Annotated in this window: 24 protein-coding genes; 17 read left to right on the top strand and 7 right to left on the bottom strand. The window is 67.6% G+C overall.

The features are described 5' to 3' along the window. Positions 1 to 85 precede the first annotated feature (85 nt). Genes G6N43_RS01865 through G6N43_RS01845 form a run of 5 tightly spaced genes read left to right on the top strand, consistent with a single transcriptional unit; the run spans position 86 to position 5,815 of the window. Complete coding sequence (locus G6N43_RS01865; protein ID WP_083151747.1) at positions 86 to 1,381, top strand: cytochrome P450; 1,296 nt, start codon at positions 86 to 88, stop codon at positions 1,379 to 1,381. Further along, positions 1,378 to 2,484, top strand: a complete 1,107-nt coding sequence (locus tag G6N43_RS01860; protein WP_083151750.1) for an NDMA-dependent alcohol dehydrogenase — start codon at positions 1,378 to 1,380, stop codon at positions 2,482 to 2,484. Before G6N43_RS01865 ends, G6N43_RS01860 begins: the two co-directional genes overlap by 4 nt. Position 2,485: 1 nt before the next feature. After that, positions 2,486 to 2,737, top strand: a complete 252-nt coding sequence (locus G6N43_RS01855; protein WP_083151752.1) for a hypothetical protein — start codon at positions 2,486 to 2,488, stop codon at positions 2,735 to 2,737. Beyond that, a complete protein-coding gene (locus tag G6N43_RS01850) occupies positions 2,734 to 4,251 on the top strand; it encodes an aldehyde dehydrogenase family protein (RefSeq protein ID WP_083151755.1) in 1,518 nt (505 codons plus the stop codon). The genes G6N43_RS01855 and G6N43_RS01850 overlap by 4 nt, the downstream gene beginning before the upstream one ends. Positions 4,252 to 4,273: 22 nt before the next feature. Then, a complete protein-coding gene (locus G6N43_RS01845) occupies positions 4,274 to 5,815 on the top strand; it encodes an AMP-binding protein (RefSeq protein WP_083151757.1) in 1,542 nt (513 codons plus the stop codon). A 121-nt stretch (positions 5,816 to 5,936) separates the two neighbouring features. Here the strand turns inward: G6N43_RS01845 and G6N43_RS01840 are convergent, their stop codons facing one another. Beyond that, the gene (locus G6N43_RS01840; RefSeq protein WP_083151760.1) at positions 5,937 to 6,428 is read right to left on the bottom strand and encodes a MarR family winged helix-turn-helix transcriptional regulator; all 492 of its coding nucleotides are present in this window, start codon (positions 6,426 to 6,428) and stop codon (positions 5,937 to 5,939) included. 68 nt (positions 6,429 to 6,496) lie between these two features. Between G6N43_RS01840 and G6N43_RS01835 the strand changes: the two genes are divergently transcribed. Next, positions 6,497 to 7,753 (top strand): multidrug effflux MFS transporter, encoded by a 1,257-nt coding sequence (locus tag G6N43_RS01835; protein WP_083151763.1) that lies wholly within the window; start codon positions 6,497 to 6,499, stop codon positions 7,751 to 7,753. A 41-nt stretch (positions 7,754 to 7,794) separates the two neighbouring features. Here G6N43_RS01835 and G6N43_RS01830 read toward each other — a convergent pair whose 3' ends face one another. The 3 genes from G6N43_RS01830 to G6N43_RS01820 are packed head-to-tail and all read right to left on the bottom strand — an operon-like array spanning position 7,795 to position 10,369. Then, positions 7,795 to 8,634 (bottom strand): class I SAM-dependent methyltransferase, encoded by an 840-nt coding sequence (locus G6N43_RS01830; RefSeq protein ID WP_197745401.1) that lies wholly within the window; start codon positions 8,632 to 8,634, stop codon positions 7,795 to 7,797. Further along, complete coding sequence (locus G6N43_RS01825; protein WP_083151766.1) at positions 8,634 to 9,896, bottom strand: MFS transporter; 1,263 nt, start codon at positions 9,894 to 9,896, stop codon at positions 8,634 to 8,636. Before G6N43_RS01825 ends, G6N43_RS01830 begins: the two co-directional genes overlap by 1 nt. After that, on the bottom strand, positions 9,893 to 10,369 hold the full coding sequence (locus G6N43_RS01820) for a MarR family winged helix-turn-helix transcriptional regulator (protein WP_083151769.1): 477 nt from the start codon (positions 10,367 to 10,369) through the stop codon (positions 9,893 to 9,895). Before G6N43_RS01820 ends, G6N43_RS01825 begins: the two co-directional genes overlap by 4 nt. 61 nt (positions 10,370 to 10,430) lie before the next feature. Here G6N43_RS01820 and G6N43_RS01815 point away from each other — a divergent pair, with 61 nt between their 5' ends. Continuing rightward, positions 10,431 to 11,147, top strand: coding sequence for an NUDIX hydrolase (locus G6N43_RS01815; protein WP_083151772.1), 717 nt, complete (start codon positions 10,431 to 10,433; stop codon positions 11,145 to 11,147). Between the two features lie 4 nt (positions 11,148 to 11,151). Here G6N43_RS01815 and G6N43_RS01810 read toward each other — a convergent pair whose 3' ends face one another. After that, positions 11,152 to 11,508, bottom strand: coding sequence for a cupin domain-containing protein (locus G6N43_RS01810; protein ID WP_083151775.1), 357 nt, complete (start codon positions 11,506 to 11,508; stop codon positions 11,152 to 11,154). A 29-nt stretch (positions 11,509 to 11,537) separates the two neighbouring features. Continuing rightward, complete coding sequence (gene helR, locus G6N43_RS01805) at positions 11,538 to 13,736, bottom strand: RNA polymerase recycling motor ATPase HelR (RefSeq protein WP_179967954.1); 2,199 nt, start codon at positions 13,734 to 13,736, stop codon at positions 11,538 to 11,540. A gap of 198 nt (positions 13,737 to 13,934) precedes the next feature. Between helR and G6N43_RS01800 the strand changes: the two genes are divergently transcribed. The 7 genes from G6N43_RS01800 to G6N43_RS01770 all read left to right on the top strand — a co-directional run bounded on the left by G6N43_RS01800 (position 13,935) and on the right by G6N43_RS01770 (position 19,510). Continuing rightward, positions 13,935 to 15,107, top strand: a complete 1,173-nt coding sequence (locus G6N43_RS01800) for a metallophosphoesterase (protein WP_083151777.1) — start codon at positions 13,935 to 13,937, stop codon at positions 15,105 to 15,107. Between the two features lie 69 nt (positions 15,108 to 15,176). Beyond that, positions 15,177 to 16,133 carry an oxygenase MpaB family protein gene (locus G6N43_RS01795; RefSeq protein WP_083151780.1) on the top strand — a complete coding sequence of 319 codons (957 nt, stop codon included), beginning with the start codon at positions 15,177 to 15,179 and terminating at the stop codon, positions 16,131 to 16,133. Between the two features lie 14 nt (positions 16,134 to 16,147). Continuing rightward, positions 16,148 to 16,735, top strand: coding sequence for a TetR/AcrR family transcriptional regulator (locus G6N43_RS01790; protein ID WP_083151783.1), 588 nt, complete (start codon positions 16,148 to 16,150; stop codon positions 16,733 to 16,735). Positions 16,736 to 16,803: 68 nt separating this feature from the next. Then, positions 16,804 to 17,559, top strand: coding sequence for an SDR family oxidoreductase (locus G6N43_RS01785; RefSeq protein WP_083151785.1), 756 nt, complete (start codon positions 16,804 to 16,806; stop codon positions 17,557 to 17,559). Between the two features lie 27 nt (positions 17,560 to 17,586). After that, a complete protein-coding gene (locus G6N43_RS01780; RefSeq protein ID WP_083151787.1) occupies positions 17,587 to 18,252 on the top strand; it encodes a nitroreductase in 666 nt (221 codons plus the stop codon). Positions 18,253 to 18,343: 91 nt separating this feature from the next. After that, positions 18,344 to 18,793, top strand: a complete 450-nt coding sequence (locus G6N43_RS01775) for a carboxymuconolactone decarboxylase family protein (protein ID WP_083151789.1) — start codon at positions 18,344 to 18,346, stop codon at positions 18,791 to 18,793. Positions 18,794 to 18,910: 117 nt separating this feature from the next. Continuing rightward, a complete protein-coding gene (locus G6N43_RS01770) occupies positions 18,911 to 19,510 on the top strand; it encodes a sigma-70 family RNA polymerase sigma factor (RefSeq protein WP_083151791.1) in 600 nt (199 codons plus the stop codon). Between the two features lie 3 nt (positions 19,511 to 19,513). Here G6N43_RS01770 and G6N43_RS01765 read toward each other — a convergent pair whose 3' ends face one another. Next, a complete protein-coding gene (locus G6N43_RS01765) occupies positions 19,514 to 21,004 on the bottom strand; it encodes a protein adenylyltransferase SelO (RefSeq protein WP_083151793.1) in 1,491 nt (496 codons plus the stop codon). 123 nt (positions 21,005 to 21,127) lie between these two features. Between G6N43_RS01765 and G6N43_RS01760 the strand changes: the two genes are divergently transcribed. From G6N43_RS01760 to G6N43_RS01750, 3 genes are read left to right on the top strand one after another with little or no spacing between them, the layout of a single operon-like run. Next, the gene (locus G6N43_RS01760) at positions 21,128 to 22,021 is read left to right on the top strand and encodes a mycobacterial-type methylenetetrahydrofolate reductase (RefSeq protein ID WP_083151795.1); all 894 of its coding nucleotides are present in this window, start codon (positions 21,128 to 21,130) and stop codon (positions 22,019 to 22,021) included. An 11-nt stretch (positions 22,022 to 22,032) separates the two neighbouring features. After that, the gene (hrpA, locus tag G6N43_RS01755; RefSeq protein ID WP_083151798.1) at positions 22,033 to 25,956 is read left to right on the top strand and encodes an ATP-dependent RNA helicase HrpA; all 3,924 of its coding nucleotides are present in this window, start codon (positions 22,033 to 22,035) and stop codon (positions 25,954 to 25,956) included. Positions 25,957 to 25,985: 29 nt separating this feature from the next. Further along, positions 25,986 to 26,795, top strand: a complete 810-nt coding sequence (locus G6N43_RS01750) for a glutaminyl-peptide cyclotransferase (RefSeq protein ID WP_083151801.1) — start codon at positions 25,986 to 25,988, stop codon at positions 26,793 to 26,795. Positions 26,796 to 26,818: the final 23 nt, after the last annotated feature.

Here is a 26,818-nt window from a genome sequence, read left to right as displayed (position 1 = left end):
CCAATCCGGCGTTCGTTACCCAACACTGGCCGTACCCAAGTGACTTGCACCACACCGCGGTCACGGCCCGAAAGGACGCACCGAAATGACGTCGTCGACGACGACCGCCGACTTCCCGGCGACCACCCACGGCGACATCGACCTCGCCGACCGCAACTTCTGGGCCAAGCCGCCGGAGGAGCGCGACAAGGCGTTCGCGGTGCTGCGCAAGGAGAACCCGGTGGCGTGGAGCCGGCCCGCCGACTCCGACCTGCTGCCGCCGGAGCAGAACCTCAAGGGCTTCTGGTCGCTGACCAAGCACGAGGACATCCGCTACGCCAGCCGCCATCCCGAGATCTTCTCCTCGGGGCAGGGCATCACGATGGAGGACTTTCCGCAGGAGATCCTGCTGATGTCGCAGTCGTTCATCGCGATGGACCCACCGCGGCACACCCAGCTGCGCGGCATCACCCTGGACGCGTTCAAGCCGCGCAACATGCGCCGCCTGCAGGGCTGGATCCAAGAGCACGCCCGCGACCTCGTCACCGAGATGGCGCATCTGGGTGAGGGCGACTTCGTCGAGCTGGTGTCGGTGCAGCTGCCCGGCCGCATCTTCGGCAGCTTCTTCGGACTGCCGCCCGGCGAGACCTACGAGCGGACCATCAGCGCCGCACAGCGCACGCTGGGCTGGACCGACCCCGAGGTGCGGGGCGACAAGACCGCGCTCGAACTGTTCGCCGGCGCGGTCATGGACCTGCACCAGACGGTGGCCGAGCTGGCGCCCGAACGGCGCGCCAACCCCGGCGACGACCTGCTGTCCTGGATGGTGCAGGCCGAGTTCGACGGCGTGAAGATGACCGACGACGAACTCAAGGCGTTCTTCACGCTGCTGGCAGTGGCCGCCAACGACACCACCAGGCACGCCTCGGCGCAGGCGATCTACGCGTTCTCCACGCACCCCGACCAGCGCGACCTGCTGGTCGAAGACGTCGAGGGTCGCATCGACGCGGCCGTCGAGGAGGCGTTGCGCTGGGCCTCACCGCTGATCCACATGCGCCGCACCGCGGTTCAGGACGTCACGCTGCGGGGCAAGGAGATCAAGGCCGGCGACAAGGTCGTGCTGTGGTACAGCTCGGCCAACCGCGACGAAGAGGTGTTCGACGACCCGTTCACCTTCGACATCACCCGTAAATCCAACCCGCACCTGGCCTTCGGTGGCGGCGGTCCGCACTTCTGCCTGGGCGCGGCGCTGGCCCGCACCATGCTGCGGTCGCTGCTGACCGAGGTGTACACCCGCATCCCCGACATCCACGCCCCCGAGCCCAAATTCCAGGTCGCCAACTTCATCAACGGCATCAACAGCCTGCCCGCCAGCTGGACCCCGGAAAGGAAGAACGCATGAAGACCAAAGCCGCCGTCCTGTGGGGACTGCACCAGAAGTGGGAGGTCGAGGAGATCGAGCTCGACGGGCCCAAGGCCCAGGAGGTCCTGGTCCAGCTGACCGCCAGCGGGCTCTGCCACTCCGACGATCATCTGGTCACCGGCGACATGCCGATGAACCTGCCGGTGGTCGGCGGGCATGAGGGCGCCGGTGTGGTCGTGGACGTGGGCCCCGGCGTGACCGAGGTCGAGGCCGGCGACCACATCGTGCTGAGCTTCATCCCCGCCTGCGGCCGCTGCACCGAATGTGCGCGCGGACGCAGCAATCTGTGCGTGTACGGCGCCGCCATTGTCGCCGGACCCCAGCTCGACGGAACCTTCCGGTTCCACGGTCGAGGCCAGGACATCGGCCAGATGTGTGTGCTCGGAACGTTTTCCGAGTACACCGTCGTGCCGATTTCTTCGGTGGTGAAGGTCGACAAGGGCATTCCGCTGGACAAGGCCGCCCTCGTCGGATGTGGGGTCACGACCGGATACGGTGCCGCAGTCCGCACCGGCGAGGCCGCGGACGGCGACACGGTCGTCGTGATGGGTGTCGGCGGCCTCGGCATCAACGCGATTCAGGGCGCGAGCCTCGTCGGCGCCAAGCACGTCATCGCCCTCGATCCCGTCGACTACAAGCGGGAACGGTCCTTCGAGTTCGGCGCCACCCACGCCGCCGCCGACGTCGCGGAGGCCCAGGCGCTGATCACCGACCTCACCCGGGGCACCATGGCCGACGTCTGCGTCGTCACCACCGACAGCGCCGAGGGCGCCTACGTGGCACAGGCGCTGAGCCTGGTCGGCAAGCGCGGCCGGGTCGTGATGACGGCGATCCCGCATCCCACCGACACCGTGGTGGACATGTCGCTGTTCGACTTGACCCTGTACGAAAAGCAGGTCCGCGGTTGCCTTTTCGGGTCCTCGAACCCGCGCCTGGACATCCCCCGCCTGCTCGAGCTGTACGGCGCGGGCCGGCTCAAGCTCGACGAGCTGATCACCCGCGAGTACGACCTCGAAGACATCAACCAGGGCTACGAGGACATGCACAACGGGGTCAACCTGCGCGGCCTGATCAGGTTCTGACATGGACGCCTGGCAGTCGTTCGACTTCTACCTGCCCACCGGCATGTCCCGGGCTGAGGTGGCGATCGAACTGCGGCAACGCATCCTGACGGCCGCCGGGGACAGGGGCGACTTCGTCAGGGGCTTCCGGATCGACCATCACGAGGAATTCGCCGACGGCTGGAACCGGTGGTTCGTCGGCTATCTGCCAGGACCGCCGGCGATCGGCCGCTTTCAAACCCAGCTGACACTGATGAGAGCAGGTAATCCATGACCGAGCGCCCGCATTACCGGATGTACGTCGACGGCGTCTGGCGCGACGCCCCGGAGGCGATCGAGGTGCACAGCCCTGCGACCGGTGAACTCGTCGCCACCGTGGCCTACGGCGACCGCACGACCGCGGACGACGCGGTGGCCGCCGCCAAGGCCGCCCATGAGTCCGGGGTGTGGCGGTCGTTGACGCAGGACCAGCGGGCGGACTTCCTCGACGCCATCGCCGACCACCTGGCCGCACGCTCGGACGAACTCACCGCGCTGCAGGTACTCGAGAACGGCGCGACCGTCCGGGGCGCCGGGGCGTTCCTGATCGGCTACGCGATCGCGAACCTGAAATACTTTGCGTCGCTTGCGCGTAGCTATGAGTTCCAGACGAGCCGACCGCTGATCGAGGCGCCCACCGTGGCGGCAGGCATGATCGTCCGGGAACCAGTCGGGGTGTGCGCGGGCATCATCCCGTGGAACTTCCCGCTGCTGCTGGCGGTGTGGAAGCTCGGCCCGGCGCTGGCCGCGGGCAACACCGTCGTGCTCAAGCCCGACGACCAGACCCCGCTGACGCTGCTCGAACTCGCTCGTGCCGCAGACGAAGTCGGATTGCCCCCGGGCGTGCTGAACGTCGTGACGGGACCGGGACCGGAGGTCGGTGCCCGACTCGCCGAGCATCCCGACGTCCGCAAGATCGCCTTCACCGGCTCGACCGAGGTCGGCAAGTTCGTCATGCGCGCAGCCGCCGACAACGTCAAGAAGGTCACGCTGGAGCTGGGCGGCAAGGGCGCCAACATCGTTCTGCCCGATGCGGACTTCGATCTCGCCGTGGACGGTTCGCTGTTCGCGTTCCTGCTGATGAGCGGTCAGGCCTGCGAGTCGGGCACCCGGCTGCTGGTGCACGAGTCCATTCACGACGAGTTCGTGGCCCGCCTGGTGGCGCGCGCCGAGACGCTGGTGATGGGCGACCCGATGAGTCCGGCCACCGACCTGGGCCCGTTGGTGTCGGCCAAGCAGAAGGCGCGCGTCGAGAAGTACATCGCGCTCGGCCAGGAGGAGGGCTGCAAGATCGCCTTCCAGGGCACGGTCCCGTCGGATCCGGCCCTGGCCGAAGGGCATTGGGTGCCGCCGACCATCCTCACCGGCGCCAACAACCAGATGCGCATCGCCCGTGAGGAGATCTTCGGCCCGGTGCTGGTGGTGATTCCGTTCCGTGACGACGACGAAGCCGTCGCGATCGCCAACGACAGCGAGTACGGGCTGTCCGCGGGGGTGTGGAGCGCCGACAACGGCCGTGCCCTCGCGATCGCACGACGCCTGGAGTCGGGCACCGTGTGGATCAACGACTGGCACATGGTCAACGCGATGTACCCGTTCGGCGGTGTCAAGCAGAGCGGACTCGGACGCGAACTGGGGCCCGACGCGCTCGACGAGTACACCGAGCCGAAGTTCATCCACATCGACCTGACCAATGACCGCCGCAAGCGGGCCTACGCGGTCGTCGTCTCCGCGGCAGCCGACGCGTAGGCAGTAAACCTCAGGGGAGAGCATGTTTCCTGGTACCCACGCCAAACACGACCCCGAGCGGGCGGCGATCATCGTCGCCGAAACCGGGGAGACGATGAGCTACCGCCGGCTCGACGACGACTCGGCTGCGCTGGCCAGGGTGCTGCACGACGCCGGCCTGCGACCGGGAGACGTCGTCGCGCTGCTCTCCGACAACGCCCCCGAGGCACTCGTGGTGCTGTGGGCCACCCAGCGGTCGGGGTTGTACGTCACCGCGATCAACCACCACCTGACCGCACCGGAAGCCGCGTACATCGTCGGGGACTCCGGCGCCCGCGTGCTGATCGCGTCGGCGGCACTCGCCGACCTCGCCACCGCCGTCGTCGCCGAAGGCGGCGGCCCGGACCTGCTGATGGCGTTCGGTGGGGAGATCGACGGCTTCCTGTCCTACGAGTCCGCGATCGCCGGGGCGGGCCCGCGTCTGAGCGCGCAACCGTGTGGCGCGGTGATGCTGTACTCGTCCGGGACGACGGGTTTTCCCAAAGGCATTCGCCCCGATCTGCCGTCACGCAATGTCGACGAACCCGGCGATCCGGTGGTCGCGATCGCGCGAGGGCTGTTCGGTATCACCTCCAGCGATGTCTACCTGTCGTCGGCCCCGATCTATCACGCCGCGCCGTTGAGGTGGTGCGGGGTGGTGCACGCGCTGGGCGGAACGGTCGTGCTGGCCAAGAAGTTCGATGCGGTCGAGACGTTGGATCACGTCGAGCGCTATCGGATTACCGCGACCCAGATGGTGCCGACCATGTTCGTGCGAATGCTAAAGCTGGATGAGGAGATTCGCACCAGCCACGACATGTCAAGCCTGCGCGTGGTGATCCACGCCGCCGCCCCGTGCCCGGTGGACGTCAAGCTGGCGATGATCGCGTGGCTGGGCCCGGTGATCTACGAGTACTACAGCGCCACCGAAGTGCACGGCATGACCGTGATCGACACCGAACAGTGGCTGACTCACCGCGGTTCGGTGGGCCAAAGTGTCTTGGGAACATTGCACATCTGTGACGACGACGGACACGAGCTTCCCGTCGGGTCGATCGGCACCGTGTACTTCGAACGGGATACCGTTCCGTTCATCTACCACAACGCGCCCGAGAAGACGGCCGAGGCTCAACACCCGGCGCATCCGCTATGGACTACCGTCGGCGACCTCGGCTACGTCGATGACGAGGGCTATCTCTATCTAACCGACCGCAAGTCGTTCATGATCATCTCGGGCGGCGTGAACATCTACCCGCAGGAAATCGAGAATGCGTTGGCGATGCACCCCGCGGTGTACGACGTCGCGGTCATCGGGGTGCCCGACCCCGAGATGGGCGAGCAGGTGAAGGCCATCGTCCAACTCAATCCCGGTCTGCCAGCTTCCGACGAGCTCGCCGCCGATCTCATCAAATACACCCGCGAGCGCATTGCGCACTACAAGGCGCCGCGTTCGGTGGACTTCGTGGACCGGTTGCCGCGAACACCGACCGGCAAGCTCGTCAAAGGCAAACTGCGCGAGCGCTATACGACCTCCGCCGCGCGGTAACAGATCCCCATCTCAAATCGGAGTGCCACACCCACGTTCGTCTATGCACCCATGCTGGGAACCTTCGCGCGGGTCCTCTCGCCGCTCTACATTCCGGTGGCGGTGACCGTCGTCCACTGGTTCAAGGCGCGCTGACGGGAACACGTCCCGCGGCCTGCGCCGACATCGCGTTCGTCAGCTCCTTCATCGCGGGCCCCGCGCGCAGGAGAGCCTCCACCGAGCCATCCGAGACGCCCTTGAGTGCGGCGTAAATCGTTCCGGCGATGGCCCTTTCGATAGCGCTGTGTTCCTTGAGCGCCTTAGCCGTCGGACGCAGCAGCGTGACCCTGCCGTCGTGAGCACTCGGGCGCTTGTCCACCAGGCTCCGCTTGGATAGCGACCGCACCGCGGCGCTGACGTTGCTCGTCTGCATCGACAGCGCGGCGGCCACCTCCGACACGCTGCGATCGGGTTCCGCGATGACGGCGCGCAGCACCGCCACTTCGGTCGCAGGCAGCGGCACGAGCCCGACCTGAGCGGGGCCGAGCCGCGCGATCCCCCGCGACAGGTCGTGGAGCACGAGCGCGAGCTCACGAATGTGAGGCGGCACAACCGAGGGCACTGTGAGTGGCATAACTTATTTTGACATAATTATCTCGATATAACTATCGTTTGGTCATTCTTTTCCACCCGAAGGACGTCATGAACGCGAAGACCCCGGCCACCGCCGGCGCCCCATCGATCTGGCTGATCATGGTGTTGGCGCTGCTCAACGGCGTGGCACCGTTCTCCATCGACATGTATCTGTCGGCGTTCCCGGAGATGGCCGGGGAGTTCGGCACGGCGGCGCACAACATCCAGTTGACGCTGACGACCTTCCTCATCGGCCTGGCTGTCGGACAACTCATCATCGGATCGCTCTCCGATCGCTACGGACGCCGAGGGCCGCTGATCATCGGTACGACGATCTGCCTGCTCACCAGCCTGGGCTGCGCGCTGGCCCCGTCGATCGAGATCCTGGTCGCGCTGCGGTTCGCCCAGGGCTTCGCGGGCGCCGCGGGGGTGGTCATCGCCCGTGCGGTCATCGCCGACCGGGCCAAGGGATCCGCTGCCGCGCAGTTGTTCGCGGTCATGATGCTGATCGGTGTGCTGGCTCCGATCACGGCGCCGATGCTCGGTGGCTTCGTCGTGACCGAATGGGGTTGGCGCGCCGTGTTCATCGCATTGGCCGCGCTGAACCTGGTGATGCTGCTCGGGGTGATCTTCGCCGTCGGCGAGTCGCTTCCCGCGGAGCGGCGCAGGCCGGGTGGCCTGAAAGCCTTGGCGGAGAGCACCCGAAGCGTGCTGGGTAACCGGCGCTACGTCGGCTTCACGCTGTGCATGGCGTTCGCCGCCGCGGCGATGTTCGCCTACATCTCGGCATCGCCATTCGTGCTGCAGAATGTCCTCGGGTTCTCGCCCGTCGCGTACTCGGTGACCTTCGGGTCGTGTGCCCTCGCGATCGGTTTGGGCAGCCTGGTTTCCGCGCGACTGGTCCGCAGGTTCGCCCCACGGCAGGTGTTGATCGCAGGCGTCACGGGCATCTTGATCGTGACCACCCTGATGCTGCTCGACGTGACGATCGGCGGGGTTATCGCCTGGGCCACAATCGCATTGATGGCGTGCTTCATGGCCAATATTGGCCTCATCTACGCCAACGCGGCCGCGCTGGCCACCACCGAGGTGCGTCATGCCGCGGGCACGGGCTCCGCGGTGCTCGGGTTCCTGCAGTACGGTGCGGGCGCGGTCACCGCACCTCTGGTCGGTCTGGCCGGCGAGGCCACGGCGGTGCCGATGGGCGTGGTGATGTTCGTCTCCGCGGTCCTGGCGGCGGCATCGCTGTTCATCCTGACCCGCGATCGTGTGGAGTTGGACGAGTCGTCGCCCGCGGTTCGGGAGCCCGCGCTCAGCGCCCGGTGACCAGGTAGGCCGTGAACAGGTAGGCCTAGACTCGGTGTCGCTCAGCCGAATTCCAGCAGCGTGTACGCACCGCGAATCTGCTTGGTCGGCCGCCACTGCCAGAACGCCGGGTAGACCTTCTCGAACAGGAAGCCACGGCCCTTCGGCATCGGCAGGTCGTGCACAGCGCGGATGCCGGGCACCGTGTCGGCGAGTGCAGCCAGTTGGTTGGGTGTGAGACTGAACGGCATCGGTGGGACGCGATACTCCTTGGACGACTTCAAGCCCTTCTTGGCGAACATCTTCACCAGCACCGGCGGCAGGTCGAAGATCATCTGACCGTCGGGAAATCGCTTGGCGCACTGGGTGATCAGCCCCATCGCCTCGTCGGGCTGCAGGTACATCAGCAGCCCCTCCGCGGTGATGAAGACACCGTTCGCGGTGTCGACGGCGTCCATCCACGAATAGTCGAGCGCCGACTGCGCGAGTGTGGTGATGCGCGGCGACGACGGCAGCAGTCGTTCGCGCAACGCGATGATGGGCTCGAAATCGATTGTCAACCAACGGAATTTCGCCTCCGACAGCGCGCCGTCCAGGCGCCAGAAGCTGGTCTGCAGCCCCTCGGCGAGCGCGACGACCGTGGCGGCGGGATGTTCGGACAGGTACTGCACGGCGGCCCGGTCGAACGCCAGCGATCGCAGCGCCATCTCCTGGCCCTTGCGGCGGCCGAACTTGTCGAAGTCGAAGTCGATGGAATCGACCAGCCGGATCGCCATCGGGTCATCGATGATGGGTTGGGGATGGCGGGCTTGATGCGCCCTGCCGTTCAGTGTCAGCAGCGCCGTCTCCGAGACGCCGCTGAGCATGCTGGCGTCGACTCGGTCTGGTTTGTCTGCGCTCATCAGATCCGCGCAGGCAGCGGGCCTGCGATCTTCGACGGTCGGCACCACAACGCCACGATCACGCATAGGGCCGCCGCGATGGCGAAGGCCGTATAGACGGAGAAGACGTCGGCCGCCCCGCCGAGCAGCGCCGCCGCGATCGGGCGCGAACCGAGGAAGCCGACCAGCCACAGCGCCATGATCCGGCCGCGCAGCTCCTCGGGCGCACGCTCCTGCACCACGGTGCTGAGCCCGGTCATCGCCCAGCCGAAGCCCAGGCCCGTCAACGCAAATCCGGCCAATGCCAGCGTCGGATTCGCCGCGGTCACCAATACGGCACAGCCCGCACCGAGGCCCGCCAAACCGATGGCCGACACTCGCGTCGACACCATCCGGCCGCCCATGAACGCCAGCACCGCCATCCCGACCGCTGCGCCGACGCCGAAGCTCGCAGAGAGCATTCCGACGAGCCGGGCGTCACCGTCGAGTTCGTCGGCCATGGAGGGCGCCAACGTGATCGAGGAGTCCGAAGCGAACCCGACCGCGCCCACCGCGACGAGCGCCAACAACAGCGGTTTGTCCTGCCACACGTACTTGAGGGCCACACGAACGCGGTAGTCCGTGTCGCCCAGCCGTACGGGTGGCGCCGGGAAGCGCACGATCAGCACGAGCATCGCGAACAACAGGTGCAGGGCGGCGCTGATGCCGAACCCCGTCGCCGCCCCGAAGTGTGCGGCGAGATAGGCGCCGGATGCCGGGCCGAGGATGCGCCCGATCGTCATGGGAATGCTGTTGAGCGCCATGGCCGTCGAGAGCTCACCATCGCGGATCAGGTCTGGGACGATCGACTGCATCGCGGGGCCGCCGACGACAAAGCCGAAGCCCACCAGCAGGGTGCCCAGCAGCACGGGCAGCGCGCCGGACAACCCTTGTTGCGCCGGTTCGATGAACAACCACACCGCGGTGAAGCCGGAGCCCGCGACACACAACACCCGGCCGAGCAGAATCTGGCGGGCGGGATTACCCGTGTCGGCCCACTTGCCGCTGATGGGACTGAGGATCAGTTGAGGGGCAAACTGGACGACGCCGACGAGTCCGACCATGAGCGCCGATCGCGTCGCGTCGTACATGACGATCGCCGCCACGATGCCGTGCGTCCACACCGCGACGACGGAGATCATCTTGCCCCAGAACAGCGCGCCGAAGACCGGGTCGAACATCAACCCGAGCGCACCGCGCGGCTTCGGTGGAGCAGTGGTTTTTACGGTGGCCTCTGCGGTCATTGGGCCGTCGCGGATTCGAATCGTTCGGTCAGCCGCTCCAACAGGGCCACCAGCGCGTCGACGTCAGCGTCGGGCCAGTCGGCGATGGTCTCGGCGACGAGCTCACGTCGACGGTCGGTCACCGTCGCGAGGGTCTTGCGGCCCACGTCGGTCAGCACCAACACGCAGCGGCGCTGGTCGTCGGCGGCGAACGCCTTCGTCAGCAGGCCCGCGGCGACGACACCGGCGACCGTGCGACTGGCGGTCGAGTGCTCGACGGCCATGTAGTCGGCGACGTCGCTGATGGACGCCCCGTCGCCGGTCTGCTGGCAGTGTTCGACCGCTCGCAGCACCCGCAGCGTGGAGACGCTGGTGACGGGGTCGGCGCCGTCGAGAAGCCGGCGCCGCCAACTCGGCCGCTGGCGCGCGACATGAAGGCGCGTCAGCAGTTCGTCGAGTTGGTCGTAGCGCGAGTGCGGCACGCATATATGCATAGCACATACATGTTTCCCGCCCAGGCGGCGGGGGCCGCCTCCGCCTGCTTATGGTCAGGCGGTGACTGTCAGCTACGACGAGGCGCTCCGGGACCGGATCCGCGCCCACCTCGCGCGGCACGATCGCCGTATCGTGACCGACCCGACCAAACGGCACGCCGCCGTCGCCGTGGTGCTCGTCGACTCGGAGCTGGGGGAGGATCGCGTCGACCCCGCGCTCGTCGACGACTGGATCGACGGCCGGCCGATGCCAGGGAATCTCGACGGCCGCATGGTCGATGTTTCGGGCGGCGCCGCATTTCTGTTGTGCCGCAGGGCATCACGACTCTCGTCGCACGCCGCGCAGTGGGCGCTGCCCGGCGGCAGGCTCGACCCCGGCGAGGATGCCGTCGACGCGGCCCTGCGCGAACTGGACGAGGAGGTGGGCGTCACGTTGCCCCACTCGACCGTGCTGGGCCTCCTCGACGATTACCCGACGCGATCCGGATATGTGATCACCCCGGTGGTCATCTGGGGCGGCGGACGCCTCGAGCTGCGCCCCGCACCCGACGAGGTGGTGGCCGTCTACCGGGTCGGACTGCATCAACTGCAGCGCGAGGATTCGCCGCGGTTCATCTCCATCCCGGAGAGCCCGCGCCCCGTCGTGCAGATTCCGCTGGGCAACGACCTCATCCACGCACCCACGGGTGCGGTGCTGCTTCAGCTGCGATGGCTGGGCCTGGAAGGCCGCCACGATCCGGTCGACGAGCTCGAGCAGCCCGTCTTCGCCTGGAAGTAGCGGTTCAGCCCTCGGGGTAGAAGACGAACAGCACGCACCCGGTGACCGACTGCGGGACGTGCCAGGAACCGGCGGGCGCGTGCAGGAAGGTACCGGCCGGGTAGTCCTGCACCCCGTCGTTCAGCACGCCTGACACCACGAAGACCTCCTCGGGACCCGGACCGTGGTGGTCTTCGCCGCCCCACACCGCACCCGGTTCGAGCTCGGTGACGAAGGCCTTGGCGCCGTTGTCGCCCTCCCACAGCGGTTTGACGGTGATGCCGGGAAACACCTGGATCGGGGCGACGTCGTCGGCCAGTGTCCATGCGTATCCGGCGGCGTTGGGTCCGAACTGCGAACGGTCACCTTTGAGGTCGCTCATGTTCGAGCACAACCAGGATGGTGCTGTACCTATTTCACGACCACTTCACGAATTCGATCGAGGCCACTCAGCGCGCTCGGCAGGGGAGCGCGGTGCAGAATGCCGAGTCGCTGGGTGGCGCGCGTCAGCGCGACGTACAGCTCGGCCGCGCCGCGCGGTCCGGCGGCGAGGATCCGGTCCGGATCGACCACGAGCACGGCGTCGAATTCCAGGCCCTTGGTCTGCGACGGCGGCACCGCACCCGGCACATCCGCTGGCCCGATCACCACGCTGGTGCCTTCGCGCTGCGCCTCGTCGTCGACGAATTCCTGGATGGCTGAGGGCAATTCGTCATCGGTGACCCGACGCGACCACGGCGGCACACCAGAGGCGCGGACCGACTCCGGGGGTTGGATGTCGGGGGCGAACTCTGCGAGCACCCCGGCGGCCACCGCCATGATCTCCGCGGGCGTGCGGTAGTTCACCGATAGCGAGCGGTAGACCCACCGGCCGGGGACATACGGCTCGAGCATCGTGGCCCATGACCTCGCGCCCGCCGCCGACCGGCGTTGCGCGAGATCGCCGACGACGGTGAAGGACTTGCTCGGGCAGCGACGCATCAGCACCCGCCAGTCCATCTCGGAGAGCTCCTGGGCCTCGTCGACAACGACGTGCCGGTACATCCAATCCCGATCTGCGGCAGCACGTTCGACGAGTTCACGGGTATCGCGTTCGAGGAAGCGCTCGGCGAGATCCTCGGCGTAGAGGAGGTCCTGCGCGAGCAGGTGGTCCTCGTCGTCCATCAGATCCTCTCGGCTCACCAGCAGGTCGAGAACCCCAGCGGCGTATGCGGCCTCTGCGTTGCGGTCACGCGCGGCCGCATCGTCGGCCAGGTTGTCGCGACCCAGCAGGTCGACCAGTTCGTCGAGCAGCGGCACGTCGGAGACGGTCCAGGCGTCGCCGTCGGCGCGGTACAGCATCGGATCGGCTTGGGCGGCACGGAGCCGGTCGTGCGACGAGTAGAGGTCGGCGAGCAGGGCCTGCGGAGTGAGGATGGGCCACAGCTCGTCGAGGGCGTTGTTGAACGCGACGTGATCGGCGAGCTCGTCGATCAGGCTCGTGCGCAGCTGCTCCCACGCGTCGCGGTCGTCGCGGGTCAGCCACCCCTTGCCGATCCGCGCGATCGCCCGCTCGGTGAGGACGTACGTAATGATCTCGGTGAACACCTCACGCGCCTCGTTGTGGGGCCGTCCGCTCGCACGCGCCTCCTCGCGCGCCCACTCGGCGGTTTCGGCGTCGATGCGCACCGTGACGTCCGACAGCTCGATCGGCACCGGATCCTTCGGCAGCCGTTGCCGATCGGCGATCGCGGCCGCCAGCACGTCGAGCATCTTCAACGAGCCCTTGACCCGGGCCACCTCGTCGGTGTCCTCGGCGCTGACCTGCAGTCCCGGCACGAGGTCGCCGACGGTCATGAACACGACATCGGACTCGCCGAGCGACGGCAGCACGCGGCCGATGTGGTTCAGGAACGCGGCGTTGGGCCCGACCACGAGGACACCGTGGCGTTCCATCTGCTTGCGCTGGGTGTAGAGCAGGTACGCGACGCGGTGCAGCGCCACGACGGTCTTGCCGGTGCCGGGCCCGCCCTCGATCACCAGCACGCCGGGATGGTCGAGCCGGATGATCTCGTCCTGCTCGGCCTGAATCGTCGCGACGATGTCGCGCATGCCGTCGCCGCGCGGCGCATTGACCGCGGCCAGCAGCGCGGCGTCCCCGCGCTCGTCGCCGGTGGGCCTGCCGAGGACCTCGTCGGTGTAGTCGACGATCCGCCGTCCGCGGCTGAGGAACTGGCGGCGCCGACGCATGTTCTCCGGGTGCGCGGCGGTCGCGACGTAGAACGCGTGGGCGGCGGGTGCACGCCAGTCCAGCAGCAGCGGTTCGTATTCATTGTCCTCGTCGAGGATGCCGATGCGCCCGATGTACAACCGCTGGCCGGTGACGCTGTCGAGGCGGCCGAAGCAGAGTCCGCTGTCCGCCACGTCCAGGCGCGCGGCCTGTTTGGCAAGCGCTCGCACCTCACTGTCGCGCGCCACGAGGGTGCCGCCGTCCATGCGGTCGATGGGACCGGCGAGCGCGGCGCTGTATTTGGCCTTCACCCGTGCGCGTTCGGCGTCGAGTCGGGCGTACAGCCCGTCCACATATGTCTGCTCTGATCGCAGTTCGTCGTCGTAGTCCTGAGTTGACACACGCCCCCAAATAGCCGTTCGGATGTAGGCGACAGATTGTGCGGCATCACCGGGGCCTTGCCGCAAGCCCCGGTACCCGTTATACGTTGGAGGTGGAAGGGATTCGCCGTACGGATAGCGGGCCCTTCCATTCTTGTCTGTAGTCTTGTCTGTAGCCGACGCCCACGCCTACCTCAGTGGGCTGCATAAGCTGGCGCGATGTTCTTCGTCTTGCTGGCCACCGTCCTGGCGCTGATGAACGCCTACGTGTGGAAGCGGCTGATCAAGGACACCACCCGCCCGGGACGCACCAGATGGATCCTCACCGCCGTGCTCGTCGGCCTCGCGGTGCTGCTCATCGCGGCGGTCGTGATGCCGCGCGTCACCGGCGTACGCGGGTCGGGCTGGTATGCATGGCCGGGTCTGCTGTGGCTGGGTCTGCTCGTCTATCTGTTCCTGACGCTGCTCGCCCTGGAACCGGTTCGGCTCGCACTGCGCGGCTGGGTCAAGCGGCAACCGAAGGAGGAGACCGTCCACGTCGTCGACAGGCCGCCACCAGCGTTGAACCGCCGGATGTTCCTCGCCCGCGCCAGCGCGGTGGCGGCCGGAGCCGCGTCGGTCGGCGTGGTCGGCGTCGGCGCTGCGACGGGCATGGGACCGCCTGACCTGCTTCAGGTTCCGGTGCGCCTGCGCCGATTAGACCCCGCGCTCAAGGGCTTTCGTCTCGCGCTCGTGTCCGACATCCACCTCGGGCCGCTGGCAGGCCGCGCACACACCGAGCGCATCGTCGACATCATCAACGGGGCGAAGCCGGATCTGGTGGCGATCGTCGGTGACCTGGTGGACGGCACGGTCGCCGAACTCGGCGCCGCAGCCGAACCGCTACGGGACCTGGCCGCGTCCGAGGGGGCGTTCTTCGTCACCGGCAACCACGAGTACTTCAACGACGACACCGACGCCTGGCTGACCGAGCTGGAGCGGCTGGGAGTGCACCCGCTGCGCAACGAGAACACCGTGATCCGTCGGGGCGGTGCGGCGTTCGACCTCGCGGGCGTCACCGACATCGCAGGCAGGCGGCAAGCCGACCCGCCCGACTTCGACCGAGCGCTGGCCGGGGTCGACGGGTCCCGTCCGACGATCCTGCTGGCGCACCAACCCGTGCTGGTGTCGCAGTCCGCCGCCCGCGGCGTGGATCTGCAGCTGTCCGGCCACACGCATGGCGGGCAGATATGGCCCTTCCATTACGTCGTCCGGATGGTGCAGCCCTCGCTGGCAGGCCTGTCGACAGTGGACGACACCCAGCTGTACGTCACCAGGGGTGCTGGGCTGTGGGGTCCACCGGTGCGGATCGGGGCACCGCCGGACATCACGGTGGTGACGCTCCAGCCGTAGGCGTACAGGGAATTGACATGTTGACACAAATAGCTAGCCTTTGTGTCAAGGCGCGCATCGGAGGGCGAAATGGTCGCAACGGCCGAGACAATTTCCACGTACGACACCGAATCGGTGCGGCCGAAAGTCCTCATCGAATTCCGTAAGCACAGCGGCAGCGTCTTCGGCGGTTTCTTCGGTGCGGCGGCGTTCGACGAAGTCGCCCTGGTTCCGGTAGCTGCGGCGGTGGACAAGACCGGCCGGTTCGCGGAGAACTTCGCTGATCGCGGTGTGCGCAGCGGGTTTTCGGCCTTCCTGGCCATCTGGGGTGACGCCGCGGATCGGGTCGCGGAGGCCGATCGGCTGAAGCTGATGCACCGTGAGGTCCACGGGAAGGGAGTCGGGGACTTCGCGGATGTGCGGTACAGCGCACTCGATCCGAAACTGTGGAACTGGATCGCGGTCAGCGGGATCTTCCTGGTGCTCAACTCCTTCACGCCGTGTACGGGCATCGTGCTCAACGACGCCGAGCGCGAGGCCGCCTACGCGCAACTCCTCGACGCGTTCGGCGCACTGGAGCTACCTGGCAAGAACGCAAAGCTGCCCGCCACGTACGCCGACGCCGTGGACTACTACGAGACGATGGTACGAAATGAGCTGCAGGAGAACAGCTTCCTACAGCGTGTTACCGCCGATCTCACCCGGTTACCCTTGCCAACCGTGGTGCTGCCTGCGCCGTTGCGCCGAGCCCTTACACCGCCGTGGATGGTCCTGCGACCGGTCGCGGGCCACGTCGTCAAGGTGTGCTCCTTCGGCATCCTGCATCCGAAGATTCGGGACATGACCGGCTTCAAGTGGGAACCCCGCCATGACCTGGAGTTCGCGCTGTACTGCCGGATGATGCAGCTGGCGTGGCGCGTCCTGCCCGACCGGTTGCTGCTGATCCCGTTGGCGCGCAATCGAATCGAGTACGAGAAGCTGGTGCACGTGCATCGGTCGGTTGCGCTCGATTCGTTCGCGCCGCCGCCCGGCTGCCCCGCGGGCTGATCTGGGCCGCCCGGATGCGACGGTCACGCACCAACGCCAGCCCCACTCAACAGGAGGCCGCAATCCTCAAGGCCGCCGCCGAAGAGGTGGCGCTCGTCGGGGTCGGCCGACTGAGCATGGAGGTGGTCGCCCGCCAGGCCGGCGTCAGCAGAAGCACCCTGTACCGTCGCTTCCCCAGCCGCGACGCACTCATCACCGAACTGGGCAGACAGACTTTCGAATTCGCGATGGCACGGCTGCAGACCGTGGCGATCGACAGCGATCCCCAGGAAGCCGCGGTCGCCGCGTTTCGCGAAGGGATCCGGCTGCTCACCGGTGAGCCGGTGATGCGCAGGTTCTTGCAACTCGACGGTGACTTCACCGCGACGACCGGAATGTTCGACGAGGCCAGGGTCTTCCTGACCAGCGCGTCCACCGCGATGGCCAAGGCGCTGCGCGCGGCCGGTGCGACGATGCCCGACAACGACCTGCTCGCGGTGGCCGACCTGCACATCCGACTGGCCGCATCGTTGGTCCAGGTCACCTCCCCGGTGCTCGACGTCACCGATGACGACGCGGTGGCGGCCTATGCCAGGACCCATCTGGCGCCGCTCGTGTGCTGATTCCTGTCACAGATTCGCTGCCTTCCCGGTCATAGGGATGACGGGATCGACCAACAGGAAGGCACATCATGAGAATCGTCGTCATCGGGGGCACCGGAATGGTGGGCAGCAAGCTCGTAAGCAACCTGAGCGAACGTGGGCACGACGTCGTGCCGGCCGCTCCTTCGACCGGAGTGAACACGTTCACGGGCGAGGGCCTTGCGGACGCACTGGCGGGCGCCTCCGTCGTCGTCGACGTATCGAATTCCCCGACGCTCGACGATGCCGCCGTGGACTTCTTCCGGACCGCGACCGCCAACCTGCTCGCCGCCGAGAAGGATGCCGGCGTACAGCACCATGTCGCGCTGTCCGTGGTCGGCACCGACCAGCTGGCCCTGCAGAGTGGCTACTTCGAGGCAAAGCTGTTGCAGGAGAAGCTCATCAGTGAAGGGCCCATTCCGTTCACCATCGTGCACGCGACACAGTTCTTCGAGTTCATCAACACCCTCGCGGACTCCGCGACCGAGGGTGACACCGTGAAGATGCCACCGGCGTACTTCCAGCCGATGGCCGGCACCGATGTCGCCGAGGGCGTCGCGCGGGCCGCGGTCAACGCGCCCGTCAACGGAATCGTGGAAATCGGTGGACCACAGGCATTCCGGCTTCCGGACGCCATCAGGATCGCGCTGACCGCCCGCAACGACACGCGAGAGGTCGTCGCCGATCCCGAGGCCAAGTACTGGGGCATCGAACTCGAGGAACGCACCCTGGTCCCCGGCGACGGTGCCACGCTGTTCGATACGCGGCTCGAGGACTGGCTCGACGAAGCTGTGGCGAGAACCTAAGCGCACCAACACAAGAAAGGCACGGTGATGGACGTCTACGAGGCGGTCGCAACGCGAAGGGCGGTGCGCGGCTTCACCGACGAACCCGTATCCAGGGAGGTGATCGAGCGCGTCCTCACCGCCGCGGCCTGGTCACCCTCCGGATCGAACATCCAGCCGTGGAACATCTACGTGGTCACCGGCGAGCCGCTGGAGCAGCTCAAGAAGGTCGCCACCGAGCGGGTGGCCGCCGGAGACCCGTGGGATGACCGCGAGTACGTGATGTATCCGCCCGACCTGAAATCCCCCTATGCCGAACGCCGCTCGGCGTTCGGCAGGGACCGCTACAGCGCCCTCGGCGTTGCGCGGGAGGACTGGGAGGCGCGCACGCGGGCCGCGATCGCGAACTGGGACTGCTTCGGCGCGCCCATGGCCCTGTTCTGCTACATCGACCGCGACCTGGGCAAGCCCCAGTGGTCCGACGTCGGGATGTATCTGCAGACCGTGATGCTGCTGCTGCGCGCCGAGGGTCTGCACAGCTGTCCGCAGATGGCGTGGTCGCAGGTCCGCAAGTCGGTGGACGCGGTGACGTGCCCGCCGCCGGAGCTCATGCTGTTCTGCGGCATGTCGATCGGCTACGAAGACCCGACGGTCAGCTACGTCCGCAACGCCCGCGCGTCACTCGACGAGAACATCACGTTCATCGAGGGGTAGCCGGAACCACGGACTTTCCGGGGTCCGCCGGCTCGTTGAGCCTGCCAGGCTGATGTCACGCGTTCGACATCAGCACTGGAGGTTCATCGACATGACTCAGCGAATCGACTACAACGAGGTCGCTCCCCGCGGTATGAAAGCGCTTGCGGGCGCGCACGTCTACGTCAGTCAATCGGGACTGGCGCCTGCGCTCGTGGCCGAGGTGAACCTGCGGGTGTCACTGATCAACGGCTGCGCCTACTGCATCGACATGCACTCCCGCGAGCTGCGCCACCTCGGTGTCTCCAACGAGAAGATCGCCCTGGTCCCGGTCTGGCGCGAAGCAGGGGACCTGTTCGACGCCCGCGAGAAGGCCGCGCTGGCATGGGCCGAAACGGTGACCAACGTGGCGACGACGGGTGTGCCCGACACCGCATACGACGCAGTGTCGGCGCATTTCGACGAGAAGGAACTCGTCGATCTGACGATCGCGATCGGGCTGATGAACGCCTACAACCGGATGGCGATCAGCTTCCGCTCGGTGCCCGCCGCCGCGAGTTAGGCCCGTCCACTACGGACTACGGATTGCCGACTACGGATTTGCAAGGGCTCGCTTCCGGTCCCCGGCGAGAAGGCTCATTGACAACAGACAGTCAACGCCGAGCACCTGGAGGTCCTCATGAAGATCGTCACCAGCACGCCCGAGTCCGACGCAGATCTCGCCGCGCGCTTCGCCTGTGCAGCAGAACCACACTTCGACGTCCTGACCCGAGGCGCCCGGCGGCTGACCCGCTGCGAGGCGGACGCCGAGGACCTACTGCAGGACGCGCTGATGCATGCCTACGCGGGATTCAGCACCTTCGCCGACGGGACCAACTTCAAGGCGTGGATGTTCCGGATCCTCTACAACCGGTGGGTGAGCGGGCACCGGGCCAAGCAGCGCCGACTGTCCGAGGTCGCCCTCGACGAGGTCACCGACTGGGAGTCCAACGGGGGTGCCCGGCACGTGTCCGAAGCGCCGCGGTCCGCTGAAGCGGAGTTCCTGGATGCGTTGCCGGACAACGAGCTCAAGGCCGCCTTGGCGACGCTGCCCGACGGGGCCAGGACAGCGATCTACTACGCCGACGTTCTGGAGTACACGTACTCCGAGACGGCCGTCGTGATGGACATCCCGATCGGAACGGTCATGTCCCGCGTCGCCCGCGGCCGCAAGCGGCTGCGGTTCGCGCTGGCTCATCTGGCCGGCGGCAGGGGCGATGTCGAGGCCGACATCGCGTAGGGGTCACGTCCCGCAGAAGGTGCGGTAGTTACCGAAGTCCTCGGGCGCGGGTTCGGCATACCGCTCGAGACCCGGCCGCTCGTCGTAGGGCGAGCCGACGGCCTCCAGGAGCCGATTCAGCGGAGCGAGGTCGCCGCCGGTGGCCGCCTCCAGCGCCTCCTCGACGAGATGGTTGCGCGGGATGTACACCGGGTTGACGGCGTCCATCTTCGAGGCGGCCATCTTCGAGGCGTCCGGGTTCAGCGCGCGCCAACGGTGCAGCCAGGCGTCGAACCCCGCGAGGTCGACGAACATCCCGCGCGCCGGTTCGGCGTCGCCGCGCGCGGCCTTACCGAGGTGGCGGAAGAACGACGTGAAGTCGACGTGGTTGGCCGCCAGCAGCGACAGCCCGTCGTTCATCAACGGCGTCGCCACGTCGTCGGGGACGTCGTCGGCCAGACCGAGCTTGGCCCGCATCCCCGTCGCCAGCGCGGTCGACAGCTGCCCGCCGAATCCGGTGAGACGCTCCTGCGCGAGCTCGACGGCGCGATCCTGATCGGCGTCGATCAGCGGCAGCAGCGTCTCGGCGAACCGGGCCAGGTTCCACCCCGCGATCGAGGGCTGGTTGCCGTACGCGTAGCGGCCCCAGGAATCGATCGAACTGAACACCGTCTCCGGGTCGTAGGCGTCCATGAACGCGCACGGGCCGTAGTCGATGGTCTCGCCCGAGATCGTCATGTTGTCGGTGTTCATCACGCCGTGCACGAACCCGACGAGCATCCACTGCGCGATCAGCGCCGCCTGCGCCGAACCCACGGCGTCGAACAGGGCGAGGTAGGGGTTGTCGGCGTCGGCCGCATCCGGGTAGTGCCGGGCGATCGCGTGGTCGGCCAGTCGCCGGAGCACGTCGACATTGCCACTCGCCGCCACGTACTGGAAGCTGCCGACGCGCAGATGGCTGCTGGCGACGCGGGCGAGCACGGCCCCCGGTAGCGGCGTCTCGCGGTGCACCGAGCGCCCCGTCGCGACCACGGCCAGCGAGCGGGTCGTCGGAATGCCGAGCGCGTGCATCGCCTCGCTGACGATGTATTCGCGAAGCATCGGGCCCACCGCCGCGAGACCGTCGCCGCCGCGGGCGAACGGGGTCGCGCCCGAACCCTTGAGGTGGAGGTCGCGCAGCCCGCCGTCGGTCGTCGTGAGTTCGCCCAGCAACAACGCCCGGCCGTCGCCCAGCCGCGGCACGTAGCCACCGAACTGGTGCCCCGAGTACGCCTGGGCCACCGGCGACGCACCGTCGGGGACCAGGTTGCCGATGAGGAAACGCACGCCGTCCGGCCCGCGCAGCCAGTCGGGCTCGAGGCCGAGTCGGGCGGCCAGCGGCTCGTTGAGGACGAGCAGGCGCGGTTGGGGTGCGGCTTCGGCCTGCCAGCGCACGGCCAGCTCGGGTAACTCGCGTGCAAAATGGTCGGCCAGGGCGACTCCCGAAGCCGAGCCGGTATCGGATGCGACGGTCACGGCACCCAGGCTACGGAAGGAAACAGGTCCGGTCTGTAAGGTGAGGCTCCCGGCAAATCCACGCGGAGTCATCGTCGACCCGCCCATGTCGAGGAAAGTTCACATTCGATTAGGAGCAGTCCGGTGACGCTCAACACCATCGCGCTCGAACTCGTTCCGCCGAACGTCCAGGACGGTCGGGAGCGGGCGCTCGAGGATGCGCGGAAGGTGCTGAGGTGCTCCGCGGAGACCGGGATCGAGGGCCGGATCCGGCACGTGATGATCCCCGGGATGATCGAAGAGGACGACGATCGGCCGATCGAGATGAAGCCGAAAATGGACGTCCTGGACTTCTGGGAGATCATCGGGCCCGAGCTGCCCGGCATGAGAGGCCTGTGCACCCAGGTGACGGCGTTCCTGGACAAGCCCGCGCTGCGGCAGCGGCTGACCACCCTGAGTTCCGCGGGGTTCGACGGCATCGCGTTCGTCGGCGTCCCGCGCACCATGAACGACGGCGAAGGCTCCGGCGTCGCGCCCACCGACGCCCTGTCGATCTTCGAGGACCTGGTGCCCAACCGCGGCGTGATCCTGATCCCCACTCGCGAGGGTGAGCACGGCCGGTTCAACTTCAAATGCGACCAGGGCGCGACGTACGGCATGACCCAGCTGCTGTACTCCGACGCGATCGTCGGGTTCCTCCGCAACTTCGCCAAGGAAACCGATCACCGGCCCGAGATCCTGTTGTCGTTCGGCTTCGTGCCGAAGATGGAGACCAACGTCGGCCTCATCAACTGGCTGATCCAGGATCCCGGCAACGCGGCCGTCGCCGCCGAGCAGGAGTTCGTCAAGCAGCTCGCCGCCGCCGAGCCTGCGGAGAAGCGCAAGCTGATGGTCGATCTGTACAAGCGCGTGATCGACGGCGTCGGCGGGCTCGGCTTCCCGCTCAGCGTGCACTTCGAGGTGACCTACGGGGTCTCCACCCCGGCGTTCCTGACGTTGGCCGAAATGCTCGCCTACTGGTCGCCGGACCAGGCCTGACCCGAGCCGGGATGTCCGAGCCGTCCGTCGCCGAGCTCCGCAAGCGCCTCGACGGCCTGACGATCCGCGACGCGTCGCGCCTTGGCCGTCGTCTCAAGAACCTGCGCGGCGCCTCGCCCGACAAAGTTCGAAAGGTCGCCGAGCAGATCGCCGCGGCGGAAGGCCTCGTCGCCACCCGCCTGGCCGCCGTGCCGACCATCACCTATCCCGATCTGCCGGTCAGCGAGCGGCGCGACGAGCTCGCCAGGGCGATCACCGAGAATCAGGTCGTCATCGTCGCGGGGGAGACGGGCTCGGGAAAGACGACCCAGCTGCCGAAGATCTGCCTCGAACTCGGTCGGGGTATCCGCGGCACGATCGGGCACACCCAGCCGCGGCGGCTCGCCGCGCGCACCGTGGCGCAGCGCATCGCCGACGAGTTGGGCACCCCGCTGGGGGAGGCCGTCGGATACACCGTGCGGTTCACCGATCAGGCGAGCGACCGCACCCTGGTGAAGCTGATGACCGACGGCATCCTGCTCGCCGAGATCCAGCGCGACCGTCGGCTGCTGCGCTACGACACCCTGATCCTCGACGAGGCGCACGAGCGCAGCCTCAACATCGACTTTTTGCTCGGCTATCTGCGCGAGCTGCTGCCGCGACGGCCCGACCTCAAAGTGATCGTCACGTCGGCGACGATCGAGCCGGAGCGGTTCGCGGCGCACTTCAATGGGGCGCCCATCGTGGAGGTGTCGGGGCGGACATATCCGGTCGAGATCCGGTACCGGCCCCTCGAGGTTCCCGTCGTGGCCGACGACTCCGACGACCCCGAGGATCCCGACCACGAGATCGTCCGCACCGAGATGCGGGACCAGACCGAAGCCATCGTCGACGCAGTGAACGAACTGACGGCCGAACCACCCGGCGACGTCCTGGTGTTCCTGTCGGGCGAGCGCGAGATCCGTGACACCGCGGAAGCTCTTCGGCATCTGAAGAACACCGAGATATTGCCGCTCTACGCGCGGCTGCCGACGGCCGAACAGCAGCGGGTGTTCCAGCCCAGCAAGGGTGTGCGACGAATCGTGTTGGCCACCAACGTCGCCGAGACGTCGTTGACGGTGCCGGGCATCCGCTACGTCGTCGACCCCGGTACCGCGCGGATCTCGCGGTACAGCCGTCGGACCAAGGTGCAACGGTTGCCGATCGAACCGATCTCACAGGCGTCGGCGGCGCAGCGAGCCGGCCGATCGGGCCGTACCGCGCCGGGTGTGTGCATCCGGCTGTACTCCGAGGACGACTTCGAATCGCGGCCCCGGTACACCGATCCGGAGATCCTGCGGACGAACCTCGCATCGGTCATCCTGCAGATGGCGGCTTTAGGGTTAGGCGATATCGAGACGTTTCCGTTCCTCGACCCGCCCGAGCGGCGCAGCATTCGCGACGGCATCCTGCTGCTGCAGGAGCTCGGCGCGTTCGACAACGCTGCCGGAGGCGGCAAATCAACCGGTGCCGGCGCGATCACCGACATCGGCCGTCGGCTGGCGCAGCTGCCTGTCGATCCGCGCCTGGGCCGGATGATCCTGCAGGCCGACGAAGAGGGCTGTGTGCGTGAGATTCTCGTGCTGGCCGCCGCGCTGTCGATTCCCGATCCGCGCGAACGCCCGACCGACCGCGAGGAGGCCGCGCGCCAGCAGCACGCCCGGTTCGCCGACGAGCACTCGGATTTCATCTCCTACCTGAACCTGTGGCGATACCTGGGCGAGCAGCGAAAGGAGCTTTCGGGCAACGCGTTTCGACGGATGTGCCGCGAGGAGTTCCTGCACTACCTGCGTATCCGCGAATGGCAGGACCTCACGGGGCAGCTCCGCAGCATCGCCCGTGATCTCGGCATCAGAGAATCCGACGACCGCGAACCCGCCGACCCAGCGCGGGTGCACGCCGCGCTGCTGGCCGGGTTGCTATCGCACATCGGGTTGCGTGAGGGCGAGTCCCGCGACTTCCAGGGTGCACGCAACGTGAAGTTCGTGCTCGCGCCGGGCTCTGTGCTGACCAAACGCCCGCCGCGCTGGATCGTCGTCGCCGACCTGGTCGAAACGAGCAGGCTGTACGGCCGCATCGCCGCGCGGATTCAGCCGGACACCGTCGAACGCATCGCAGGAGACCTCGTCGCGCGAACCTACAGCGAGCCGCACTGGGACGCCCAGCGCGGCGCGGTCATGGCCTACGAACGCGTCACGCTGTTCGGGCTGCCGCTCGTCCCGCGCCGCCGCGTGGGCTACTCGAACATCGAGCCCGCGGTCGCCAGGGAGCTGTTCATCCGGCACGCGCTGGTCGAGGGTGATTGGCAGACGCGACACCACTTCTTCCGCGACAACGCCGCGCTGCGGGCGCAACTCACCGAACTCGAGGAGAAGGCGCGCCGCCGCGACCTGCTGGTCGGCGACGACGAGATCTACGCGTTCTACGACGCCCGTGTACCCGCGGAAGCCGTGTCGGCGAGGCACTTCGACGCGTGGTGGAAGAAGCAGCGGCACAAGACGCCCGACCTGCTGACGATGACCCGCGACGATCTGCTGCGCAAGGACGACCCGGCCGCCGATCAGCCCGACACCTGGCACACCGACGAGCTGTCGCTGCCGTTGTCCTACCGCTTCGAGCCGGGCGCCGAGGACGACGGGGTGACGGTGCACGTGCCCGTCGAGGTGCTGGCTCGGCTCGGCGGTGACGAATTCAGCTGGCAGGTACCGGCATTGCGCGAGGAGCTCGTCACCGCGTTGATCAAGTCGCTGCCAAAAGACCTGCGCCGCAACTTCGTTCCAGCACCGGACACCGCGCGAGCCGTGCTCGCGTCGATTCAACCGGACGGCGAACCTATATTGCAGGCGATGCAACGCGAACTGCACCGGCTGACCAGGGTGCTCGTGCCAATCGACGCCTTCGACCTCGACAAGCTGCCGCCGCACCTGCGGGTCACGTTCGCCGTCGAGTCCGACGGTAAGGAGGTCGCCCGCGGAAAGGATCTCGAGGCATTGCAGGCACAGCTCGCCGTGCCGATCCGTCAGGCCGTCGCCGAGGCGGTCGCCGGCGAACTGGAACGAACGGGCCTGCGCGCGTGGCCCGAGGACCTCGACGAGTTGCCCCGCACCGTCGAACAAACCAGCGGCGGTCACACCGTGCGCGGCTATCCGGCTCTGGTCGACGCGGGCGGCGCCGTCGACGTGCGGGTGTTCCCGACGGCTGCCGAGCAGGTGGTGGCGATGGGGCCGGGAACCCGCCGACTGCTGCGCCTGTCGGTGCCGTCGCCCGCGAAGACCCTCGAGCGAGCACTGGATCCACGCGCACGCCTGACGTTGGGCGCCAACCCGGATGGGTCTCTTGCGGCGCTGCTCGACGATTGCGCCGACGCGGCGACCGACCGGCTCGCGCCGGAACCGGCATGGACGCGCGCCGATTTCACCGCCCTGCGAGAGCGGGTCGCTGCGCAACTGGTGCCGACGACGCAGGCGATCCTCGGTCAGGTCGAGAAGGTGCTCGCCGTCGCCCACGAGGTGGAGCTCGCGTTGCCCGCCGATCCTGTACCCGCGCAGGCCGACGCGATCGCCGACATTCGCGAGCAGCTCGGCCGCCTCCTGCCCAAGGGTTTCGTCACCATCACAGGGGCGGGCCGGCTCACCGACCTCACCCGTTATCTGACCGCCATCGCCAGGCGGCTCGACCGGCTCCCCCACTCCGTCGGGGCGGACCGTGAGCGGATGGCCCGCGTGCATGCGGTCCAGGATGCGTTCGACGATCTCGTCGGCGCTCTGTCACCCGCTCGCGCAGCCTCCGATGACGTCCGCGACATCGAGCGCCAGATCGAGGAACTCCGGGTCAGCCTGTGGGCACAACAGCTCGGCACCCCGCGCCCGGTGAGCGAGCAACGGATCTACCGCGCGATCGACGGCATTGCGCCGTGAGACGGCGAGATCGGGTATCAATAGGTCTCATGCGCAACGGTGACCGGCGGGTCCGGCGCTCGGTCATCTGGGCTGGGGCGGTGATCGCCCTTGTCGCAGGCTGCGGCGGAGCCGAGCCGGCGACCGATGCCTCGAAGGAACCGGTCCCGGTGATCAAGCCCGTGCTCGTCGAGGAGATGCCCCACGACGCGTCGGCCTGGACGCAGGGCCTCGAGTTCGACGGCCCCACCCTCTACGAGGGCACCGGCGTCGCGGGCCAGTCGCAGCTGCGTGAACTCGATCCGGAGACCGGCGCTGTCCGGCGCGCCGTCTCCTCGCCCAACAATTTCTACGGCGAGGGGATCACCGTCGTCGGCGACCGAATCTGGGAACTCACCTGGCAGAACGGCGTCGCAGTCGAATTCGACAAGGCCACCATGACCCCGCTGCGGGAGGTGCCCATCAGCGGCGAGGGCTGGGGGCTGTGCAACGCAGGGGACCGGCTGATCCGCAGCGACGGCACCGACCGGTTGAGGTTCCACGATCCGGCCACGTTCGCCGAAACGGGCTCGGTCGCCGTCACGCGCGACGGCCAGCCGGTCAGCAAGCTCAACGAACTCGAATGTGTGGACGGCCAGGTGTGGGCCAACATCTGGATGACCAACGAGATCGTGCGGATCGACCCTTCGACAGGCGAGGTGAACCTCGTCGTCGATGCCAGTGACCTGGCGGCTGACGCGGGCGCGGACCGTCAAAAGGTGCTCAACGGTATCGCCCACATCGACGGCGACGAGTTTCTGATCACCGGTAAGTACTGGCCGAAGATGTACCGGGTGCGCCTCGACGCACCGTCGGGCTGATCCGGAATAGGGCGCCGGCCGTA

The sequence above is a fragment of the Mycolicibacterium moriokaense genome, from assembly GCF_010726085.1.
Taxonomy (GTDB): Bacteria; Actinomycetota; Actinomycetes; order Mycobacteriales; family Mycobacteriaceae; genus Mycobacterium; species Mycobacterium moriokaense.
Note: the sequence above shows the minus strand (reverse complement) of the source record. Positions and strands in the feature narration are given on the sequence as shown.

Excerpts from the sequence above, each read along its gene's own strand:
- G6N43_RS01865 (WP_083151747.1), top strand. The coding sequence starts at position 86 with ATGACGTCGTCGACGACGACCGCCGACTTCCCGGCGACCACCCACGGC.
- G6N43_RS01860 (WP_083151750.1), top strand. The coding sequence starts at position 1,378 with ATGAAGACCAAAGCCGCCGTCCTGTGGGGACTGCACCAGAAGTGGGAG.
- G6N43_RS01855 (WP_083151752.1), top strand. The coding sequence starts at position 2,486 with ATGGACGCCTGGCAGTCGTTCGACTTCTACCTGCCCACCGGCATGTCC.
- G6N43_RS01850 (WP_083151755.1), top strand. The coding sequence starts at position 2,734 with ATGACCGAGCGCCCGCATTACCGGATGTACGTCGACGGCGTCTGGCGC.
- G6N43_RS01845 (WP_083151757.1), top strand. The coding sequence starts at position 4,274 with ATGTTTCCTGGTACCCACGCCAAACACGACCCCGAGCGGGCGGCGATC.
- G6N43_RS01840 (WP_083151760.1), bottom strand. The coding sequence starts at position 6,428 with ATGCCACTCACAGTGCCCTCGGTTGTGCCGCCTCACATTCGTGAGCTC.
- G6N43_RS01835 (WP_083151763.1), top strand. The coding sequence starts at position 6,497 with ATGAACGCGAAGACCCCGGCCACCGCCGGCGCCCCATCGATCTGGCTG.
- G6N43_RS01830 (WP_197745401.1), bottom strand. The coding sequence starts at position 8,634 with ATGAGCGCAGACAAACCAGACCGAGTCGACGCCAGCATGCTCAGCGGC.
- G6N43_RS01825 (WP_083151766.1), bottom strand. The coding sequence starts at position 9,896 with ATGACCGCAGAGGCCACCGTAAAAACCACTGCTCCACCGAAGCCGCGC.
- G6N43_RS01820 (WP_083151769.1), bottom strand. The coding sequence starts at position 10,369 with ATGCATATATGCGTGCCGCACTCGCGCTACGACCAACTCGACGAACTG.
- G6N43_RS01810 (WP_083151775.1), bottom strand. The coding sequence starts at position 11,508 with ATGAGCGACCTCAAAGGTGACCGTTCGCAGTTCGGACCCAACGCCGCC.
- G6N43_RS01800 (WP_083151777.1), top strand. The coding sequence starts at position 13,935 with ATGTTCTTCGTCTTGCTGGCCACCGTCCTGGCGCTGATGAACGCCTAC.
- G6N43_RS01795 (WP_083151780.1), top strand. The coding sequence starts at position 15,177 with ATGGTCGCAACGGCCGAGACAATTTCCACGTACGACACCGAATCGGTG.
- G6N43_RS01790 (WP_083151783.1), top strand. The coding sequence starts at position 16,148 with ATGCGACGGTCACGCACCAACGCCAGCCCCACTCAACAGGAGGCCGCA.
- G6N43_RS01785 (WP_083151785.1), top strand. The coding sequence starts at position 16,804 with ATGAGAATCGTCGTCATCGGGGGCACCGGAATGGTGGGCAGCAAGCTC.
- G6N43_RS01780 (WP_083151787.1), top strand. The coding sequence starts at position 17,587 with ATGGACGTCTACGAGGCGGTCGCAACGCGAAGGGCGGTGCGCGGCTTC.
- G6N43_RS01775 (WP_083151789.1), top strand. The coding sequence starts at position 18,344 with ATGACTCAGCGAATCGACTACAACGAGGTCGCTCCCCGCGGTATGAAA.
- G6N43_RS01770 (WP_083151791.1), top strand. The coding sequence starts at position 18,911 with ATGAAGATCGTCACCAGCACGCCCGAGTCCGACGCAGATCTCGCCGCG.
- hrpA (WP_083151798.1), top strand. The coding sequence starts at position 22,033 with ATGTCCGAGCCGTCCGTCGCCGAGCTCCGCAAGCGCCTCGACGGCCTG.
- G6N43_RS01750 (WP_083151801.1), top strand. The coding sequence starts at position 25,986 with ATGCGCAACGGTGACCGGCGGGTCCGGCGCTCGGTCATCTGGGCTGGG.